A 17,498-nucleotide genomic window follows, 5' to 3' on the forward strand; every position below is an offset into this window, starting at 1 on the left:
CCGCGAGCTCAGGCGGAAGCCGAGGCACGGCCCCCCGAACGTGCGCGCAGGGTCCTCAAGACCGCCGCACCGATTCCGGCGCCCCCGACACCTGCATCGGACCCGGCGGTTCGCCGTCGCCCCAGGCCGCCCTCGTGAAGCGCCGCGTTCCGTCCGCGCCCGCCTCGAGTGTCCTGCACGACGGACGCTTTCGAGCAGACGTAGTCGGCCGCGAGTCCCCGATGCGGATGCCTTTCCCCCGGCACGCGGGCACGTCGTGGCCAGGACCAAGAGCGATCGCGTCTCGCGCGATCACAGGGGGAATCGCCATGCAGCGTTCCGGAATCGCCGCCCTCCGGCGGATCGCGTGCGTCGTCGCGGGCCTCGCACTCCTGCCGTCCGCGGTCCTCGCGGCCACGTACACGTGGAATGCCGCGAGCGGCAGCTTCACGGACGCCTCGAGCTGGTCCCCGCTCCGCTCCGCGCCGGCCGTCACCGACGTCCTGTTGTTCGACGGCTCGGTGACCCCCACGGCGGCCGTCACCGGGCTCGTGACCCAGACCATCGCGCAGCTCGTGGTGCAGAACGGCGCGGCGGTGACGTTCGCCTCGCCCGCCAGCGCGACGCTCACGATCGCGGGCGACGCCGGGGCCGACTTCGACGTCAACGGCGCGACGCTCACCACGCTCGCCGGCAACGTGATCATCCTGGCCATCGGGGCCGGCGCGACCGGCACGGTGCGCAACGCCGGCGTCGTCGCCCTGCAGGGCGGTGGCCACCGGGTGCTGCCCGCGGACGCGGACGCCCTGCACTTCCAGAGCGGTGGAAAGTTCGTCTCGGACGTCGGCATGACCGGCAATCCCTTCGGCAACGCCGGTACCGCAAACGTGGTCGTCTTCGAGACGACGAGCGCGTTCGTCTTCCGCGCCGGCGCCAACCCGTTCGGACTCCTGCAGCCGGCGAGCCGGGTCACGTTCCAGGCCGGCAGCCTGTACCGGCACGAATCCGTCAACCAACCCTCGCTCGCGGGCCGCACCTATGCCGACATCGAATGGGACAACGGGCCGACGACGCTCACCGCGAGCAGCGGCACCGCGCCCTGGTCGGCGGACCACCTGCACCTCGTCTCCGGCGTCCTCAACGTCACGGCGGCCCTGCCGCTCACCGTCCGCAACGATCTCGACGTGTCTGCCGGCGCGACGTTCAACTATTCGCCCTCCGTCACACCCGCGACGCTGACGCTGGGCGGCACCGGCGCGCAGTCCATCAGCTCGACGAACGACGCCGCGGCGGGAACCGGCAACCTGACGCTCGGACCGCTCGCCAACGTCGTCGTCGGCGGCGCCTCCGCCCCGGTCGTCGCGGCCGGCGACCTCGTCGTGCAGGGGTCGCTGTCCTTTCCGGGCAAGCTTTCGTGCGCCGGAGCGAGCCGGGTCGTGATGGCTCCCGGCAGCGTCCTGACGCCCTCCGCCGGCTGGGTGGACGGCCCGCTGGCGCTGAGCGTTCCCGCGGGCTCCCCGTCGCTGAACTTCCCGGTCGGCGACGCGGCCGGGCCCTCGCCCGTGAATCTCTCCTTCGCTTCGGTCGGGTCCTCGGGGAGCGTCGTGGTACGGGCCAGCGCCGGCGACCACCCGCTGCTCGTGGGCTCGGGACTGAACGCGGCGCGGAGCGTGAACCGCTGGTGGCGCGTCGGGCCGGTGGGCGGCGCGATGCCGCCGCCCCTCTTCACGACCTGCGATGCGACCTTGAATTTCACGCCGGGGGATCTGGACCCCGGGACCGTGCCCGCCAGCCTCATCGTCGGCAAGTTCGACACCCCGACCTGGACGCTCCCGACGTTCGCGTTCGGGCCGCCCTGGAGCATCGTGGCGACGGGTCTTTCCTCGTTCAGCGACTTCGCGGTCGCCGAGGCCTCGAGCTGCCCGGCGATCGCGGTCGCCCCGGCGACGCTCGGGCCGGGCAACTCGGGCTCGCCGTTCGCGGCGACGCTCACCGCGAGCGGCGGAACCGCGCCCTACACGTTCGCGGTCGTGATCGGCTCGCTGCCGCCGGGCCTCTCGCTCGCGCCGGGCGGCGCGCTCACCGGCACGCCCACCACGGCCGGCTCCTACGCCTTCACGGTCGCGGCGACCGACGCCGGAGCCTGCGGCGGGACCCGTTCGTACAGCTTCGTCGTCAACGGCCCATGCCCGGCGATCAGCGTCGCACCCCCGACGCTGCCGGACGGCCTGATCAGCACCGCGTACGGACAGTCCGTGACGGCCAGCGGCGGCACCGCGCCGTACACGTTCGCGATCACCGCCGGCGCGGCGCCGACCGGGCTCGGCCTCAGCCCGGCGGGCGTGCTGAGCGGCACCTGCTCGGCGCTCGGCGTCTTCGGTTTCGACGTCACCGCGACCGACGCCAACGGCTGCACGGCCACGCTGGCCTACTCGGTCACGGTCGGCTGCCCGATCATCGCCGTCTTCCCGAGCGTGCTCCTCGGCGCGACGGCCGGCGTGCCGTTCTCGGCCAGTTGCGCGGGCGGAGGCGGAACCGCGCCGTATTCGTTCGCGGTCACCTCGGGTTCGCTGCCTCCGGGCCTCTCGCTCGCGCCGGGTGGCGCGCTCACCGGCACGCCGGGAGCGTCGGGCAGCTTCCCGTTCACCATCACCGCGACCGATGCCGACGGCTGCACGGGCAACCGCGCCTACGCGATGGGCGTCGCGCCCGGCGACGTCGTCAGCGTCGGGCCGGCGCCTTCGTGCATCTCGTCGGCGCACCCGTGCGTGGTGGTCCCCGTGAACTTCACGCGCTTCGACCCGACGCCGATGCGCGCCTACAGCATCACGGTCCAGCTCAGCCCCGAGCTGGCGGCGTGCGGTCCGCAGTTCACCTCGGCCGGCTTCCTGCCGCCCGGCTCGGGCGGAACGTTCTTCTTCGTCACGCCCGGCGCGCCCGGCCAGTATGTCGTTGACGAGTCCACGCTCGGTGAGCCGTGCGGCGTCACGGGCAGCGGAACGCTGTTCAACATTTCCCTCACTTCGAGCGCACCGAGTTACACCTCGGGGGCCGTCACCGTGACCTCGGTGACCGTGCGCGACTGCGCGAACGCGCCCCTGCCCGGCGTTCCCGGGAGCGGCGCGACGCTCACGATCGACTGGACCGGACCCGGAGCGATCGCCGACCTGGCGGCCGCGCAGCACAAGACCGGCAACGACGCCGACGGCACGACGAAGATCGGTCTCACGTTCACGCCGCCCGGAGACGCCGCCTCGGTCGAGGTCTGGCGCCACCCGTTCGGCGGCTATCCGCAGTATGACGAGAACGGCGGCGCCGTCCCGGCCCTGCCCGCGTCGCCCACCTCGGCGGCCCTCGCGGGCTGGACGCTGACCCCGGTCACGGCTTCCGGGCAGTCCGACGAACCCGCGGCGCGCGACTTCTGGTACTACGTCGCGTTCTCGACCGACGCGTGCGGCAATGTTTCGGCCGTCTCGAATCGCACCAACGGCACGCTCGATTACCACCTCGGCGACGTGGCCGACGGCTTCACGGCGTGCGCGGGCGAGAACGCCGTCACCATCGCCGACCTCACGCTTCTCGGCGCCAACTATCACCTGCACCCGCCCGTCAACGGTGCGCTCGAGTGTCTCGACGTCGGACCGACGACCGACTATTCGGTGAACGCGCGACCGACGACCGACAACTTCCTCGACTTCGAGGATCTGATGCTCTACAGCATCAACTTCGCCCAGGTCTCGTCGCCCTCGCTGGCGGCGGCGCCCGCGCGCGAGGACGGCGCCGGGGCCAGCGCCGTGTGGATCGAGGCGCCGAAGCTGGCGGCGGCGGGCGCGCGCCTGCAGGCGTTCGTCCGCGTTCGCGGGGAGGGCGATCTGCAGGGCGTCTCGGCCAGGCTTCGCTGGGACGCGGGCGTCGTCCGGCCGGTGGGTTTCGCCTCGGGCGGCTGGCTCGAATCGCAGGGTGGCGTGGTGTTCGGAGCCGGCGAAGGCGGCGTGGACGGCGCGCTGCTCGGGGTCGGCGCCCGCGGAATGAGCGGCGAGGGTGCGCTCGCGGTCGTCGAGTTCGAGGCGCTGCGCGAGGGAGATCCCGGCATCTCCCTCGCGCGGGCGGAAGGCCGCGACGCGGACAACCGCCGCGTCGCGCTCGCCGGAGCGTCCGCCGAGTCGGGACCGTCCCCGCCGGCGCGCACCTCGCTCGGCCCGGCGTTCCCGAACCCGTTCCGCGGCACGACCTCGCTGCGGCTCGCGCTCGCGCACGGGTCGGCCGTGAAGCTGGCCGTGTACGACCTCGGCGGCCGGCGCGTTCGCTCGCTGCTCGACGCCGAGCTGCCCGCCGGCGAGCGGCTCGTCACCTGGGATGGCCGCGACGACGCGGGGCTCGCGCTCGCGCCGGGGCTCTACGTCGTGCGCTTCGTGGCGTCCGGAGACGCGCAGAGCCACCGCGTTCTGCTGGTTCGCTGAACGCGCCCCGCGGAAGCGCGACGGCCGCCTCCCCCGACCCGGGGGAGGCGGCCGTCGTCGCGCGCGGGCTACGCGTCGCGGCGCGCGTCCTCGCGCGACGTGCGCCGCGCCGTCTCGGGGTACGGCACGCGCACGTGGAAGATCGCGGTCAGGACGGGAATGAACGCCTCGCGGATCCGCGCCAGCTCCTGCAGCGTCAGGCCGCAGTCGTCGAGCTGCCCGTCGCGCACGCGCTCGTCAATGATGCGCTGCACGAGGCCGCGGATGCGGCTCGGGGTGGGTTCGGCGAGCGCCCGTGATGCGCCCTCGACACCGTCGGCGAGCATCAGGATGGCGGTCTCGCGCGAACGCGGCCGCGGCCCGGGATAGCTGTAGTCCTCGCGCCGCGCCGTCGCGTCGGCCTCGAGCGCCTTGTGGTAGAAGAACGCCATCACCATGGTGCCGTGGTGCTCGGGGATCGCGTTGCGCACGGCGCGCGGCAGCCGCTGCTTGCGGGCGAACTCGAGCCCCTCGGTGATGTGCGACTTCACGACCAGCGCGCTCATCGAGGGCGTCAGCTTCTCGTGCCGCGAGCGCGAGGCGGCCGGTTCGTTCTCCGCGTAGTACTCCGGCTTCGCCAGCTTGCCGATGTCGTGGTAGTAGGCCGAGACGCGCGCGAGCAGCGAGTTCGCGCCGATCGCCTCGGCCGCCGCCTCGGCGAGCGAGCCGACGACCATGCTGTGGTGGTACGTGCCCGGCGCCTCGAGCTGCATGCGCCGCAGCAGCGGCCGGTTCAGGTCCGAGAGCTCGAGCAGCGTGATGTCGCTCGTCAGGCGGAAGGTGCTCTCCACCAGCGGCAGCAGCAGGAACGCGAACAGCGTCGCGACGAAGGCGTTGAGCGTTCCGGCCAGCCCGTCCACGAGCAGGGTGTGCGTCGGACTGAGCCGCGCGAGGTCCCAGGCGAGGATGGCCGCCAGGTTGGCGAGCGCGATCGCGAAGAAGGCGCGAACGAAGTGCCAGCGGTGGCGCAGGCGCGAAACCGAGTAGGTCGCGGTCACTCCGCCCATCATCGCCACGGGCACGAACGGCGCGCGCAGCTCGGCGACCGCGGTCGCGAGCACGGCGAGCATGAGCGTGAAGACCAGCGCCGGCCGCTTCTCGAGCAGCGACGCCACGACCAGCGGCGCGAGCGCGAGCGGAACCGTGAACTCCGACTGCCCGCCCCAGTTGACGAGCGCGACGATCGAGCCGAGCACGGCCAGCGTCAGCAGCGTGAACATCGCCAGCATGCCGTTGTCGCGATAGACGTGCAGCAGTTCCATGCGCAGGTAGGTCAGGAACGCCGCGATGAACAGCAGCATGAGCAGCATGCGCGCGACCGGCGGATAGAGGAACTCGCTCTGGTTGCTCTTGGCGAGTTCCAGGTTCCGCAGCGAGCGCAGCTTGAGCACCGCGTCGTGGGTGACGCGCTGGTTCGCGTCCACGATCAGCTCGTCCTTCTTGACCGTGCCGATCACGCCCCGCACCGCGCCCTGGGCCTGGACGCGCCGCCATTCCGTCTCGGCGCGGTCGTACATGACGGTCGGCTGGACGAATGGCCGCGCGAGCTCGATCGCGAGCTGCACCGCGCGCGGGTCGCCGATGAACGTGCTGCGCGCCCGCGCGCCGATGCGTTCGAGCGCCTCGCGCGGCTCGTAGAAGCGACCCGACGAGGCGGGAGCCTCGGTCTCGCCCTCGCGCAGGGCGACGGTGCGATAGCCCAGCACGAACCCCGTCTTCTTCTCGGCGACGATGCCGGCGCGCACCAGATCGCTCAGCCACGGCCCGAGTTCGTGAAGCACGCGCCGCGCCCGGCCGGGTGAGGCGAAGGCCTCGGCGGCCTCCCCTTCCAGGGGAACTCCCAGCGCCCGCAGGCGCGCGAGCCGGTCGTCCGGGCCCAGGCGCGTGTCGGCGAGGGCGGCGAGGGCCTGCTCCTCGAAGGTGGCCCAGCGGTTCAGCACCTCGGCCTGCGCCCGGGCGTCCACGACGAGCACCGGCGGCACGGCGGTGCCGGCCTCCTCCTGCTCGCGCCGCAGCGTCGCCTCGTCCTTCTGCACCGGGAAGTCGTAGGGCGCGACGACGCGCTCGCGCGCGATCTCGCCCTCGCGGAGCCGCAGGCGCTCCCACTGGCCGCGGCCGGTCGGCAGGAGCGCGGCGGCCGCGAGCAGCACGACCACCAGCCCGAAGCGGGCGGCGTAATAGCCCCAGCGGATCTGCCTCGCGCGATCCGGCAGCGCGGGAACGGATCCCGTGTCCAGTGTGCTCAGGGTAGGGCCCCCGGGTGTGTCGGCGTCGCGCGAACTCTACGCGGCCGGACCGCCCGAGTCACCCGCGGGTTCGGCCGCGGATTCCGCGGGCTCCTCGCTCCCGGACCGTGCCGCCGGCGGCGACTGCGGGTCGAGCGACGTGCCCACGCCGTCGTCGGCGTCGGCCTCCGACCGGGCGTGCCAGCTGTCGAAGGCGTGGATGATGTCGCGCACGAGCCGGTGGCGCACCACGTCCTCGGGATGGAAGTAGACGAACTTGATCTCGGGCACGTGGCCGAGAATCGCCTGGATCTTCACGAGCCCCGAGGTCTCGGGATTGCGCAGGTCGATCTGGGTGAGGTCGCCGGTGATGACGGCGCGCGAGTTCACCCCCATGCGGGTCAGGAACATCTTCATCTGCCGCACGGTCGTGTTCTGCGCCTCGTCGAGGATCACGTACGCGTTGCTCAGCGTGCGTCCGCGCATGAACGCGAGCGGCGCGATTTCGATGACGCCCATCTCCAGGAAGCGGCGCATCTTGTCGTACGACATGAGATCCGCCAGCGCGTCGTACATGGGGCGGAGATACGGATCCACCTTCTCCTGCATGTCGCCCGGCAGGAAGCCCAGGCTCTCGCCGGCTTCGACCGCGGGGCGCACGAGGATGATGCGATCCACCTTCTTGCCGCGCAGCGCCGCCACGGCGGCCGCGACCGCGAGATAGGTCTTGCCGGTACCGGCGGGGCCGATGCCGAAGACCACGTCGTTCGCTTCGAGCGCCTTGAGGTAGAGAGCCTGCGTGGGCGTGCGCGGCCGGACCGCCTTGCGGTCGAAGGTGTACCCGGGCGCGCCCTCGTAGGCCTCGACCAGGCTGGGCCGTCCGTGCCCGTTGCCATTGCCGTTCCGTTCGTGCTCGTCGTCGCGGTCGCGCCGCGTCTGTCCGAGGGCAGTCGCCACGTCAGCCTCCTCGATGACTCGGCCGCGCTCGACGAGCTGCACCAGTTCGCCGATCGCGGTCGCCGCGGGCATGACGTCGTCCTCCTCGCCGGCCACGGTGAGCGTTCCGTCGCGCAGGGTGATGCGCACCGGAATCGCCCGTTCGATCTGGCGGAGGTTGGAGTCGTTCTGCCCCAGCAGGGAGATGGGATCGAGATGCTCGATGGGAAACTTGCGGACGATCACTCTGCGCTTCTCCGGTCCCGAAAAGCACGAAACTCCCGACCCTGGGACTCCCACCTCGGGAGCCGGGTCAAGAGCTCGAACCGTCTCGGGCCTTTTACGGCGAGTCGTTGGGTCAACTCGAGGTGCCCTGGGTCTGTGCTCAAGGGGCGCCTGCCTCCTCTGGACGAGAGGGGGGCGTCCCGACGCCGTGTGCTTCCTGCGGCGACCGGAACGTAACAAACCGACTCGGACCATTCCACAGGTTCCTGCGAATTCGCAGTGTCCGCCTGCAAGGTATCGGCAGGACAGCGGCGGACTGGAGCGGGGATTGCAATCACCCCGGATGGACTCCTCGGGCGGCAGCGCCGCCCCGGCGCGGACGGCGAGGGTCGCCGAAGCGGCCTGGCCGCCTCAGCCGGCCTGCGCGGCTTCGGGGTCGAGCTCGACCAGTTCGACGCCGCCCTGGACCATCGCGCCCGCCGTGGCGTGCACCGCCTTCACACGGCCCTCGCGGGGCGCGCGGATCATGTGCTCCATCTTCATCGCTTCGAGCGCCACGAGCGGCTGCCCCCTGACGACCGTGTCCCCCGGCGCGACCAGCACGCGCGTCACCACGCCGGTCATCGGCGCGCTCATTCCCTGCTGCAGCCGCGCGCCGGAACTTCGCGCCGCGCTCTCGCGATCGAGCACGAACTCGAGCGTGCCGACGCGCACGAAGCGCCGCGCGCCGACGGCCGTGACCTCGGCGATCGTGTCGCCGCGATCGGTTCGCAGTCGCATGCGGCCGCCCTCGAGCGGCTCGGCGGCGACGTCGAACTCGGCGCCGTCCACGCGCACTCGCCAGATCGCGCCGCCGCGCGGCTCGAGCTCGACCTCGCGCACGCGCTCGCCGTCCCGCCAGGCGCTCTTCACGCGTCGAGCCCCGGCGCACGCCAGCGCCCCAGCGTCGCGAACGGATCGCGCGGCGCGGCGGACGGCGTCGCGCCGCCGGCGTCGGCCTCGCGTCCGGCGCCCACCACCTCGGCGAGCGCCGCGGCCGCGAGCGCGAGGTCGGGCGCGGGCGCGCGCAGAAGCTCTTCGAAACCCGCCAGGAACTCGCGCTCGATCCATTCCGTGTCGAAGGCCGCCTTCGCCACGGCCTCCGATCGCACGAGCGCGCGCAGGAACGGCAGGTTGGTGACCAGGCCGTGCACCCGGGTCGCGTCGAGCGCCCCGGCGAGCCGCGCGAGCGCCGTCTCGCGCGTCGGCCCGTAGGCGATGATCTTCGCCAGCATCGGATCGTAGTGGATGGTCACCTCGTCGCCGGCTTCGATCCCGCGATCCACGCGCGCGAACGGTCCGTGCGGCCAGCGCACCTTGACCGCCCTGCCGGACTGCGGCACGAATCCGCGCGAGGCATCCTCGGCGTAGACGCGCGCTTCGACCGCGTGACCGCGGTGGCGCAGCTTGTCCTGACCGAACGGCAGCGTATTCGTGGCCGCGACGTGCACCTGGGCGCGCACCAGGTCCACTCCGGTGATGAACTCGGTCACCGGATGCTCGACCTGCAGGCGCGTGTTCATCTCGAGGAAGTAGTGGCCGCCATCGGGCGCGAGCAGCATCTCGATCGTGCCCGCACCGCGGTAGCGGACCGACTCGGCGAGCCGCACGGCGGCGGAGGTCAGCTCGGCGCGCTGGCGGGCCGTGATCGCGACCGAGGGCGCCTCCTCGATCACCTTCTGGTGCCGCCGCTGCAGCGAGCACTCGCGCTCGAACAGATGCACCGCGTTGCCCTGTCCGTCGCCGAGCACCTGGACCTCGATGTGGCGGGCGTGGTCGAGGCGCTTCTCCAGGTACACGCTGGCGTCGCCGAACGCCGACTGCGCCAGGCGCCGTGCCGATTCCACCGCTTCCCGCAGCCCGGCCTCGTCGGCGACCGAGCTCATGCCTTTGCCGCCGCCGCCGAGCGCCGCCTTCACCATCACCGGGTAGCCGATCCCGCGGGCCGCGGCGGCCAGCTCGTCGGCGTCGGCCCCCTCGGCGCCCGGCACGATCGGAACGCCGGCCCGCGCCGCGATCGCGCGCGCCGCGCGCTTGTCGCCCATGGCCCGGATCTGTTCCGCGGTCGGACCGATGAAGACCAGCCCGGCCGCTTCGACCGCCGCGGCGAACGCGGCGTTCTCGGCGAGGAATCCGAACCCCGGGTGAATCGCCTGCGCCCCGCTGGCGCGCGCCGCCTCGAGGATGGCCTCGACGTTCAGGTACGAGGCCCGCGCCTCGGCGGGGCCGACGAGGAACGCTTCGTCGCAGACCCGCGTGTGCAGGGCGCCGCGGTCGGCCGCGGAAAAGATCGCGACCGAACGGATGCCCATCTCCTGCAGCGTCGAGGCGATGCGGCAGGCGATCTCGCCGCGGTTGGCGATCAGCACTTTCCGGAAGGGCGCGGTCATGGCCGGGCGCAGCCTACGGCACGGACGCCGCACGGCGCGAGCGCGTCGCGGCACCGGCGCGGCGCGTCCGGGGCGCCCGCTACGCGCTCCACTTCGGCGGACGCTTGTCGAGAAACGCCGCGAGCCCCTCGCGGGCCTCGTCGCCGCGGCGCGCTTCGGCGAGCGCGCGGGGGAGCGCGGCGCGGTACTCCTCCCAGCTCGAATCGGCGTACAGCTCGAGCAGCGTCTTGATCCGCTTCTGCGCTTCGGGGCCTCCCTTGAGCAGCTCGGCGACGCGCTCGTTCACCTTCGCGTCCAGTCCGGCGGCGGGAACGACGTGGTGCACCAGACCCAGCCGCAGCGCGTCGGCGGCCCCGAAGCGCTCGCCGGTCAGCATCAGCTCGCGTGCGGCGCGGTCGCCGAGGCGGCGGATCACGTACGGCGAGATCAGGCCGGGCAGGATCCCGAGCCGCACCTCGCTGAGGCCGAACTTCGCGTCGTCGCTGGCCACGGTGATGTCGCAGGCGCAGGCGAAGCCGACGCCGCCACCCAGCACCCCGCCGTGCACGCGGCCCACGACCGGCCGGGGAAAGTCGGCGAGGGCGGCGAACATGCCGCCCAGCTTCTCCGCACCGGCCAGGTTCTGCTCGAACGTCGCGGCGCCGGCCGCCTTCATCTCGGCGATGTCGGCACCGGCGCAGAACGACGGCCCCCGCCCGCCCAGCACGACGCAGCGCACGCCCGGGTCATGGGCCAGTTCGTGGAGCGCGGCCGTGAGCTCGGCGCCCATGGCGGCGGACAGGGCGTTGTGGACCTCGGGGCGGTTGAACCAGACGCGCGCGAGCGCGCCTTCACGTTCGACTTCGACCAGCGGCATGCGGGCTCCGGAGTCGGGGGCTCGATCAACGATGGACAGGGCGGCGCGCCGGGGGCCCGGCCGGCGCGCCGCTCCGGCCCGCCCTCACCTCACCCGCACGACGCTCCGCGATTGTACTTCGTCGCCGACTCGCAGGCGCACGACGTAGTGGCCCGCCGCGAGCGGGCGACCGTCGGTGTCGGTCCAGTTCCAGCGCGAGGTGTGCGCGCCCGCCGCGACGCGCCCGCTCGCCAGCGTCGCGAGTCGGCGCCCGGCGAGGTCGTGCACGGCCAGCGAGACGTCGGCGTCCACCGGCAGCGACCAGCCGATCGTGAAGCCGTCGCGCGATGGATTCGGCGCGGCGGCCCCGAGCCACACACCGCGGCCCGGCAGACCGGCCGTCACCCCGGTGGTGCGAACCGTGACGTTCACCGGATGGTCCTCGGTTTCACCGCCCGCGTAGAACCCGCCCGGTTCGCTCGCCGAACCGTTCCACGGGAAATCGTCCGCCACCGCCGCCGGGGTGAGCGTGACCCGCATCCACGAGCGGTCCGGGTACTGGCCCGTCTGGAACGCGGGCGTCTGGAGGAAGTTGCAGCCCGGGGTCAGCGCCACGGCGAGGTTCTTGACGACCCACTCGGGCGTGCACGCCGTCTGGCCGCACGCGGGCGCGAGCACGTCGTTCCAGTCGCCGTCGTGGTTCCAGTCCACCAGCACGTTGAGCACCGCGGCCGCATCCTGCTGGTCGCAGTTGTACGCCTCCACGTTCACGACGCCGAGCGAGCACTGCGCGAAATGCTTGGGCTGGGTGAGCCCGGCGTCCAGGTCGCCCAGGCACTCGTCCTGGTTCATGGAGAGGCCGATCAGGCTCTCCATGCAGTCGGTGGCGACGCTCGGGTCGCACGACGATGGGCCGCCCGACCCGGCCCCAATGTTCACCTTCCCGTCGGTTTCGGAGTCCACCGCCGAAAGCGGCACGACGTACTGCCCGCAGCCGAGCCAGAAGTGGGCCGGGTCCGCGGGCGTGGCCAGGTGCCGCACGTGGCCGGTCGGTCCGGGGGGCGTGCCCGGGGCGGCGCCGCACTGCACTTCCTGCGTGCCGGCCGGGCCGACGCCGAGACAGGTCGGGAACGCCCCGACGACACCCGAGAGGTAGGCGTCCAGCTTCTCGGGCGCGTCGCCGAAGTCCTCGTAGGACACAGCGCACGTGTCGGGTCCCGCGATCGTCACCGGATGGTCCTCGGTCTCGCCGCAGGCGAACGCGCCGCCCGGCGCGGACGCCGAGCCGTTCCACGGGAAGTCGTCGCCCACCGGTTGCAGTGTCAGCGTGGTGCGCATCCACGCGGGGCCGGCGTTCGGGCCGACGAGGAACGAGCCGGTGTTGAGCGTCGTGCAGCCGGGCGGCAGGGCGACGGGACGGTTCTTGACCGCCCACTCGAAGGCGCACTCGGCGCCGCAGCGAAAATTGTCGTTCCAGTCGCCGTCCGCGTTCATGTCCACGAGCACGTTGAGGTAGGCGAACGTGAACTCGCCCGTGTCGCAGTTCATGACGAGCAGGTCCACCGAGTCGCGCGAGCAGATCGTGAACGTGACCGGAGCGCGCAGGCCGGCGTCGCCGTCGGGGTCGCCGATGGCCTCGTCCTGCCCGAACGTCCCGAAGGGCGCGGGCTCGGCGACGTCCACCGGCGTCACGCCGTCGCAGTCGCTCGCTCCGGGGCCCGTCGTGTTCACCTTGCCCTCGGGTTCGGAGTCCACACCGCTCCAGCCCGCCGCCGGGTCGCCGCAGCCGAACCAGAAGCGCGGATCGCCGGGTCGCGTGAGGTGCAGCACGCTGCCCGCGAGCGGGCCTGGAAGCGTGCTGATCGCGCCGCAGGCGAGGTCCTGCGCGCCGGCGGGCGAGCCGCTCATGCAGGTCGGGAACGCGCCGATCACCGCGCCGCCGTACGCCGGCACGCCCTCGGGCGCGTCGCCGCGGTCGTCGTAGGTGTCGGGACAGTTCGCGCCCGTCGGATTGGCGATCGTCACCGGGTAGTCCTCGGTTTCGCCGTTGTGCAGTTCCGGGACCGGATCGGTCTCGACCCCGGCCCACGGGAAGTCGTCGTTCACCGGCCCGTCGCTGACCGTGATCCGCATCCAGCCCTCGCCCGCCGACGGACCGGCGAGGAAGTCCGGAGACGTGAGCGAAGTGCAGCCCGTGCCGATCGCGAAGGCGACGTTCTTCACCGCCCACTCGTGGGCGCAGTCGGGCTGGCCGGGGCACTGGAAGTTGTCGTTCCAGTCGCCGTCGCGGTTCCAATCCACGAGCACGTTGAGGTACACGGTGCGCGGCTGGTCGGGATCGCAGCTCGTGACGTTGAACGTCACGTTGGAGGGCGAACAGGCGGTGAATGACACGGCCGCGGCGATCCCCGCGTCGTTCGAGCCGTAGCACTCGTCCTGGCCGAACGTGAGACCGAAGGCGCTCTCGGTGCAGTCCACAGCACTGCCGGAGCAATCGCTCACGGGCGTGCCGCTGGCATTCACCTTGCCGTCGGGGTCGCTGTCAATGCCGCCATTCCCCGCGAAGCACCCCAGCCAGAACGGATGCTGGCCGGCCGGGAGGACGTGCCGGACGAAGCCGGCCGGTCCGGGCGCGGTGCCGCGCGGCGGGCAGACGAAGGTCTGAGTCCCGACCGGGCCGGCGATCGAGCAGGTCGGGAAGCACGCCAGCACGCCCGGGTACGCGGGGATTCCCTCGGGCGCGTCGCCCCAGTCCTCCCGACTCTCGGCGCAATCGTTTCCGCCGTCCACGTCGGTCGCGCGAACTTCAGGCGGCGAGGCGAGCAGGGCGAGCGCGACGAGCAGAGCGCGGTGTCGGGGCGAGGGCAGAGTGCGGGCGAACCAGCGGGCCATGGGTCACCTTCCCTTCGAGGGTAGAAAAGGGCGGTTCCGCCTTGCGGAGCCTGTTCCTCGGGATCGGGGGTCCGGGATGGGCGGCCGACCCCGGCCGAATTCAGCGTCCGACTCCGGAAGTATCCGGTGGCGATTGCGGGGAATTCAAGGATCCATTGGGCGTAGCGGGCCCCGCCGCGTGTAGACCTGGACGTAGGCGAGGTGGAGGACGAGCCGGCAATCCACGCATTCGTCCTCGAGCAGCTCGGGGGCGACGGCGTCCACGGCGACCTCGTAACCGCTCGCCTCGTAGAGCGCCACCAGGTCGGCGGCGCGGGCGCGCTCGATCACGAACCGGCGTTCCCAGCCGTCCGCGACGCGGGCCGGGTCGGGCTGGATGCGGGACTCGGCCTCGGCGCGAACCGCCTCGCCGCGCACGATCGAACTGAGCGGACGCGCCGGGGGCCCGGCATCGTCGCCGGCGCCCTCGCAACCCTCCCGCGAGCCGCCCCGCGGTCTCACCCGCGCCCCCCGGTCGCGCCCGCCTCCGCGCGCGCACCGCTCATGCCCAGCACGTCGAGCCGCCGCTGCCCGAGCAGGGCGGCGCCGTAGGCGGCCGCGAACTGGACGAGGTCGCCGGCCGGCAGGTTGACGTCCGCCTGCAGCGCCTCCCGCACGACCCGGCCCATGGCGGGGAAACGCATGATGCCGCCGATCAGCGTGTACTCGGGCTCGAGCTTGACGCGCTTCATGAGCTGCACCGAGCGGCCGACCAGCGAGACGATGGCACCGTGCATGATGTCGGCGGGCGCGACCCCCTGCGACAGGTGGTTGATGACCTCGGACTCGGCGAACACCGCGCACACGCCCGAGATGTTCGTCGTGCCTTTCGAGGTCTCGACCAGCGGCCCGATCTCCTCGGTGGAAAAGCCCATGTAGCGCGCGGTCTTCTCGAGGAACGCGCCGGTGCCGGCGGCGCACTTGTCGTTGAGCCGGAATGAATGCACCCGCGCCTCGGGAGTGAGCCGCGTGGCCTTCATGGTCTGGCCGCCGACGTCGAGGATGGTGCGCGTGCCGGGGAACAGCTTCGAACAACCGCGCGCGGCGGCGGTCAGATCGGTGACGTGGATGTCCGCGAACGCCGCCTGGTGGCGGCCGAAGCCGGTGGCCACCACGTACGCCTGCTCGCCGCGGCGGCGTCCGGCCTGCGCCAGCGCCGCGTCGAGCGTGCGGTTGGCGACCTCGGTGAGGCGGAAGCCGGTGGGCTCGAGCGCGCGGCCGAGCACAGCGCCGTACTCGTCGCAGACGAGCGCCTTCGTGTAGGTGGAGCCCACGTCGATGCCGGCGGTGATCCTCATGACGGTGTCCCCTGTCGGGCCGCGGCCGGCGTGCGGCTCGCGCGGATGTGGTCGAGGGCGAAGAGCGCGGCGCCCAGCGCGCCCATGAAGTGCGATTCCTCGCTGACGTTGACCTTGCAGTTCATCGCCTTCTCGAGCGACTCGATCATGGCGATGTTCTTCGCCACGCCGCCGGTGAAGGTCACTTCGGGCTCGATGCCGACGCGGCTCAGCAGGCCGGTCGAGCGGCCGGCGATGCTCTGGTGCACGCCGAGCAGGATGTCCTCGATGCGCTTGCCCTTGCCGAGCCAGCTCAGCACCTCGGACTCGGCGAACACCGTGCAGGTCGTCGAGATCTTCACCGGCCATTCGCCGCGCAGCGCCACCGTGCCGAGCTGGTCGAGCGGGATCTCGAGGGCGGCCGAGGCGGCGCCGAGGAAGCGGCCCGTGCCGGCGGCGCACTTGTCGTTCATGCAGAAATCGAGAATCTCGCCGCGCGGCGAGACACGGATGGCCTTCGTGTCCTGGCCGCCCATGTCCACGACCGTCCGCGTGGCCGGGAACATGTGCACGGCCCCCCGGCCGTGGCAGCTGATCTCGGTGACCTGCGTGTTGCCGAACGTGACCTTGTAGCGGCCGTAGCCGGTCCCGATCACGTACTCGACCTCGCCCTCCTCGACGTTCGCGTCGCGCAGCGCGACGCCGAACGCCTCTTCGGCGGCCTGCGTGACGTTCGCTCCCGTCATGGTCAGCGCCCGGCCGACGATCCGGCCCTGCTCGTCCACGACGACCGCCTTGGTCTGCGTCGAGCCGACGTCCACTCCCGCTGCGTACGCCATGTGCCCTCCCCTCAGGAGATGCCGGCCGCGGTCTGCTGGCGGCGGGACTGGAGGCCTTCGAAGAAGGCGTCGATCCGGTTCTTGAGCTGCGCCTCGGACACGACGCGCCGGTCCATCATGTCGGACTCGATGAACAGGCTCGGCACGTCGCGCAGCTCCATCAGGGCGCGCCGGTTGTCGGCGAGTCCGGTGGACGTGGTGCGGCAGCTTTTGATCGGGTGGTAGATCACCCCGTCCACCGCGAACTCGCCGATGATCGAATCCAGCGCCCGGGTCTGGAAGAACATGCTGTCCATCGCGTCGCTGCAGCCGACGAGGACCCCCTCGGCGAGGCTCTCGATCGGGTCCTTCAGGTCGTACTCGAAACCGAGGTTGGTGCCGCCCGAGGCGAACCACAGGTAGGTCGAGTTCACGAACGTCCCGCCGTGCTCGGAGAACAGCTCGGTGAAGCGGCGGAAGATCGGGTAGCACGGCACGCCCACGAACACGAGCCGGAACTTCTCGTCCACGAGCGTGCCGATGCCGTGGGCGCGCTTGTGCTCCAGCTCCTCGACCAGCTCCTCGAAGTAGCGCGCGCCGGCCTCCTGGCCGCGGAAGCCGTTGCACACGCCGAGGTAGATGGTGCCGTCCGAGAGCGCGTTGAATAGCGACGGCCGGCTGCGGTTCAGCTCGATCACGCGCTTCCACGAGCGGCTCATGCTGTTCGCGTGCCCCATCGCCTCGCGCAGCCGGTCCACGTCGAACGCCTTCCCCGTCGTCGTCTCGAGCAGGCCGATCAGCTCACGCAGCTGCGCGGCGACGTAACGGCGGTCACGCTCGAACCCCGGGGCGCCACGGTGAACGGGATGCCCGTCCTGGCGCGACGCCGGAATGTCGAGCACGTAGGTCGGCATGTGGTACATGCGCTCCCAGATCTCGGCCCATTTGATGTAGGTGTTGCAGGCGTTGGTGAGCACCGCGATGGCCGGCTTCGGGACCCGGCCCATCGGCAGCATGCCGCCGCGCCGCTGTGTCGCCACGTCGGCCTTGACGTAGCCGCAGATGTCCGGCGAGTAACCGATGTCCTCGGCCTCGTTCAGGTACTCGTGCGCCTGCCGGCGGACCGCGGTCTGCAGCGAGTTGATCTCCGGGAACACCATCGGCAGGTCGAACGCCGTGAGCAGCTCGCCGAGGCTGCCCATCACGAACACGTAGGCGCCGTCCCGCCCCTCCTCGGCGGCGGCGCCCAGGCCGTCGAACCACAGCCGGAAGAGCCGCGCGCCCTCGCGGTTCCCGCGGCCGACGATTCCGTCCACTTCCGGGGTCTGGTCCATGCCGCCTCCC

At 72.1% G+C, this 17,498-nt stretch carries 11 protein-coding genes; 1 reads left to right on the forward strand and 10 read right to left on the reverse strand.

The features are described from left to right. The first annotated feature begins 308 nt into the window (after positions 1-308). On the forward strand, positions 309-4,439 hold the full coding sequence (locus IT347_06405; GenBank protein ID MCC6349208.1) for a putative Ig domain-containing protein: 4,131 nt from the start codon (positions 309-311) through the stop codon (positions 4,437-4,439). A gap of 68 nt (positions 4,440-4,507) precedes the next feature. On the opposite strand, the gene IT347_06410 is transcribed toward IT347_06405, so the two are convergent. The 10 genes from IT347_06410 to IT347_06455 all read right to left on the reverse strand — a co-directional run bounded on the left by IT347_06410 (position 4,508) and on the right by IT347_06455 (position 17,488). Continuing rightward, entirely contained in the window at positions 4,508-6,628 is a 2,121-nt protein-coding gene (locus IT347_06410; GenBank protein ID MCC6349209.1) for an HDIG domain-containing protein, read from the reverse strand. Positions 6,629-6,760: 132 nt separating this feature from the next. Further along, positions 6,761-8,119 carry a PhoH family protein gene (locus IT347_06415; GenBank protein MCC6349210.1) on the reverse strand — a complete coding sequence of 453 codons (1,359 nt, stop codon included), beginning with the start codon at positions 8,117-8,119 and terminating at the stop codon, positions 6,761-6,763. A 156-nt stretch (positions 8,120-8,275) separates the two neighbouring features. Further along, positions 8,276-8,776 carry a hypothetical protein gene (locus tag IT347_06420; protein MCC6349211.1) on the reverse strand — a complete coding sequence of 167 codons (501 nt, stop codon included), beginning with the start codon at positions 8,774-8,776 and terminating at the stop codon, positions 8,276-8,278. Beyond that, on the reverse strand, positions 8,773-10,293 hold the full coding sequence (locus tag IT347_06425) for an ATP-grasp domain-containing protein (protein MCC6349212.1): 1,521 nt from the start codon (positions 10,291-10,293) through the stop codon (positions 8,773-8,775). The genes IT347_06420 and IT347_06425 overlap by 4 nt, the downstream gene beginning before the upstream one ends. A gap of 79 nt (positions 10,294-10,372) precedes the next feature. After that, positions 10,373-11,149 (reverse strand): enoyl-CoA hydratase/isomerase family protein, encoded by a 777-nt coding sequence (locus IT347_06430; protein ID MCC6349213.1) that lies wholly within the window; start codon positions 11,147-11,149, stop codon positions 10,373-10,375. 84 nt (positions 11,150-11,233) lie between these two features. Next, a complete protein-coding gene (locus tag IT347_06435) occupies positions 11,234-14,020 on the reverse strand; it encodes a hypothetical protein (GenBank protein MCC6349214.1) in 2,787 nt (928 codons plus the stop codon). 144 nt (positions 14,021-14,164) lie between these two features. Further along, entirely contained in the window at positions 14,165-14,521 is a 357-nt protein-coding gene (locus tag IT347_06440; protein ID MCC6349215.1) for a hypothetical protein, read from the reverse strand. Beyond that, positions 14,518-15,357, reverse strand: coding sequence for a 2-hydroxyglutaryl-CoA dehydratase (locus IT347_06445; protein ID MCC6349216.1), 840 nt, complete (start codon positions 15,355-15,357; stop codon positions 14,518-14,520). The genes IT347_06440 and IT347_06445 overlap by 4 nt, the downstream gene beginning before the upstream one ends. Beyond that, the gene (locus IT347_06450; GenBank protein MCC6349217.1) at positions 15,354-16,175 is read right to left on the reverse strand and encodes a 2-hydroxyglutaryl-CoA dehydratase; all 822 of its coding nucleotides are present in this window, start codon (positions 16,173-16,175) and stop codon (positions 15,354-15,356) included. The genes IT347_06445 and IT347_06450 overlap by 4 nt, the downstream gene beginning before the upstream one ends. A gap of 11 nt (positions 16,176-16,186) precedes the next feature. Then, positions 16,187-17,488 (reverse strand): 2-hydroxyacyl-CoA dehydratase, encoded by a 1,302-nt coding sequence (locus tag IT347_06455; protein ID MCC6349218.1) that lies wholly within the window; start codon positions 17,486-17,488, stop codon positions 16,187-16,189. Positions 17,489-17,498: the final 10 nt, after the last annotated feature.

It is taken from the genome of Candidatus Eisenbacteria bacterium (assembly GCA_020847735.1).
In the GTDB taxonomy this organism is placed as follows: Bacteria; Eisenbacteria; RBG-16-71-46; order RBG-16-71-46; family RBG-16-71-46; genus CAIXRL01.

Bases quoted from the DNA above. Each gene is read 5' to 3' on its own strand.
- IT347_06450 (MCC6349217.1), bottom strand. From the start codon at position 16,175: ATGGCGTACGCAGCGGGAGTGGACGTCGGCTCGACGCAGACCAAGGCG.
- IT347_06430 (MCC6349213.1), bottom strand. From the start codon at position 11,149: ATGCCGCTGGTCGAAGTCGAACGTGAAGGCGCGCTCGCGCGCGTCTGG.
- IT347_06415 (MCC6349210.1), bottom strand. From the start codon at position 8,119: ATGGTCCGAGTCGGTTTGTTACGTTCCGGTCGCCGCAGGAAGCACACG.
- IT347_06425 (MCC6349212.1), bottom strand. From the start codon at position 10,293: ATGACCGCGCCCTTCCGGAAAGTGCTGATCGCCAACCGCGGCGAGATC.
- IT347_06445 (MCC6349216.1), bottom strand. From the start codon at position 15,357: ATGAGGATCACCGCCGGCATCGACGTGGGCTCCACCTACACGAAGGCG.
- IT347_06455 (MCC6349218.1), bottom strand. From the start codon at position 17,488: ATGGACCAGACCCCGGAAGTGGACGGAATCGTCGGCCGCGGGAACCGC.
- IT347_06435 (MCC6349214.1), bottom strand. From the start codon at position 14,020: ATGGCCCGCTGGTTCGCCCGCACTCTGCCCTCGCCCCGACACCGCGCT.
- IT347_06405 (MCC6349208.1), top strand. From the start codon at position 309: ATGCAGCGTTCCGGAATCGCCGCCCTCCGGCGGATCGCGTGCGTCGTC.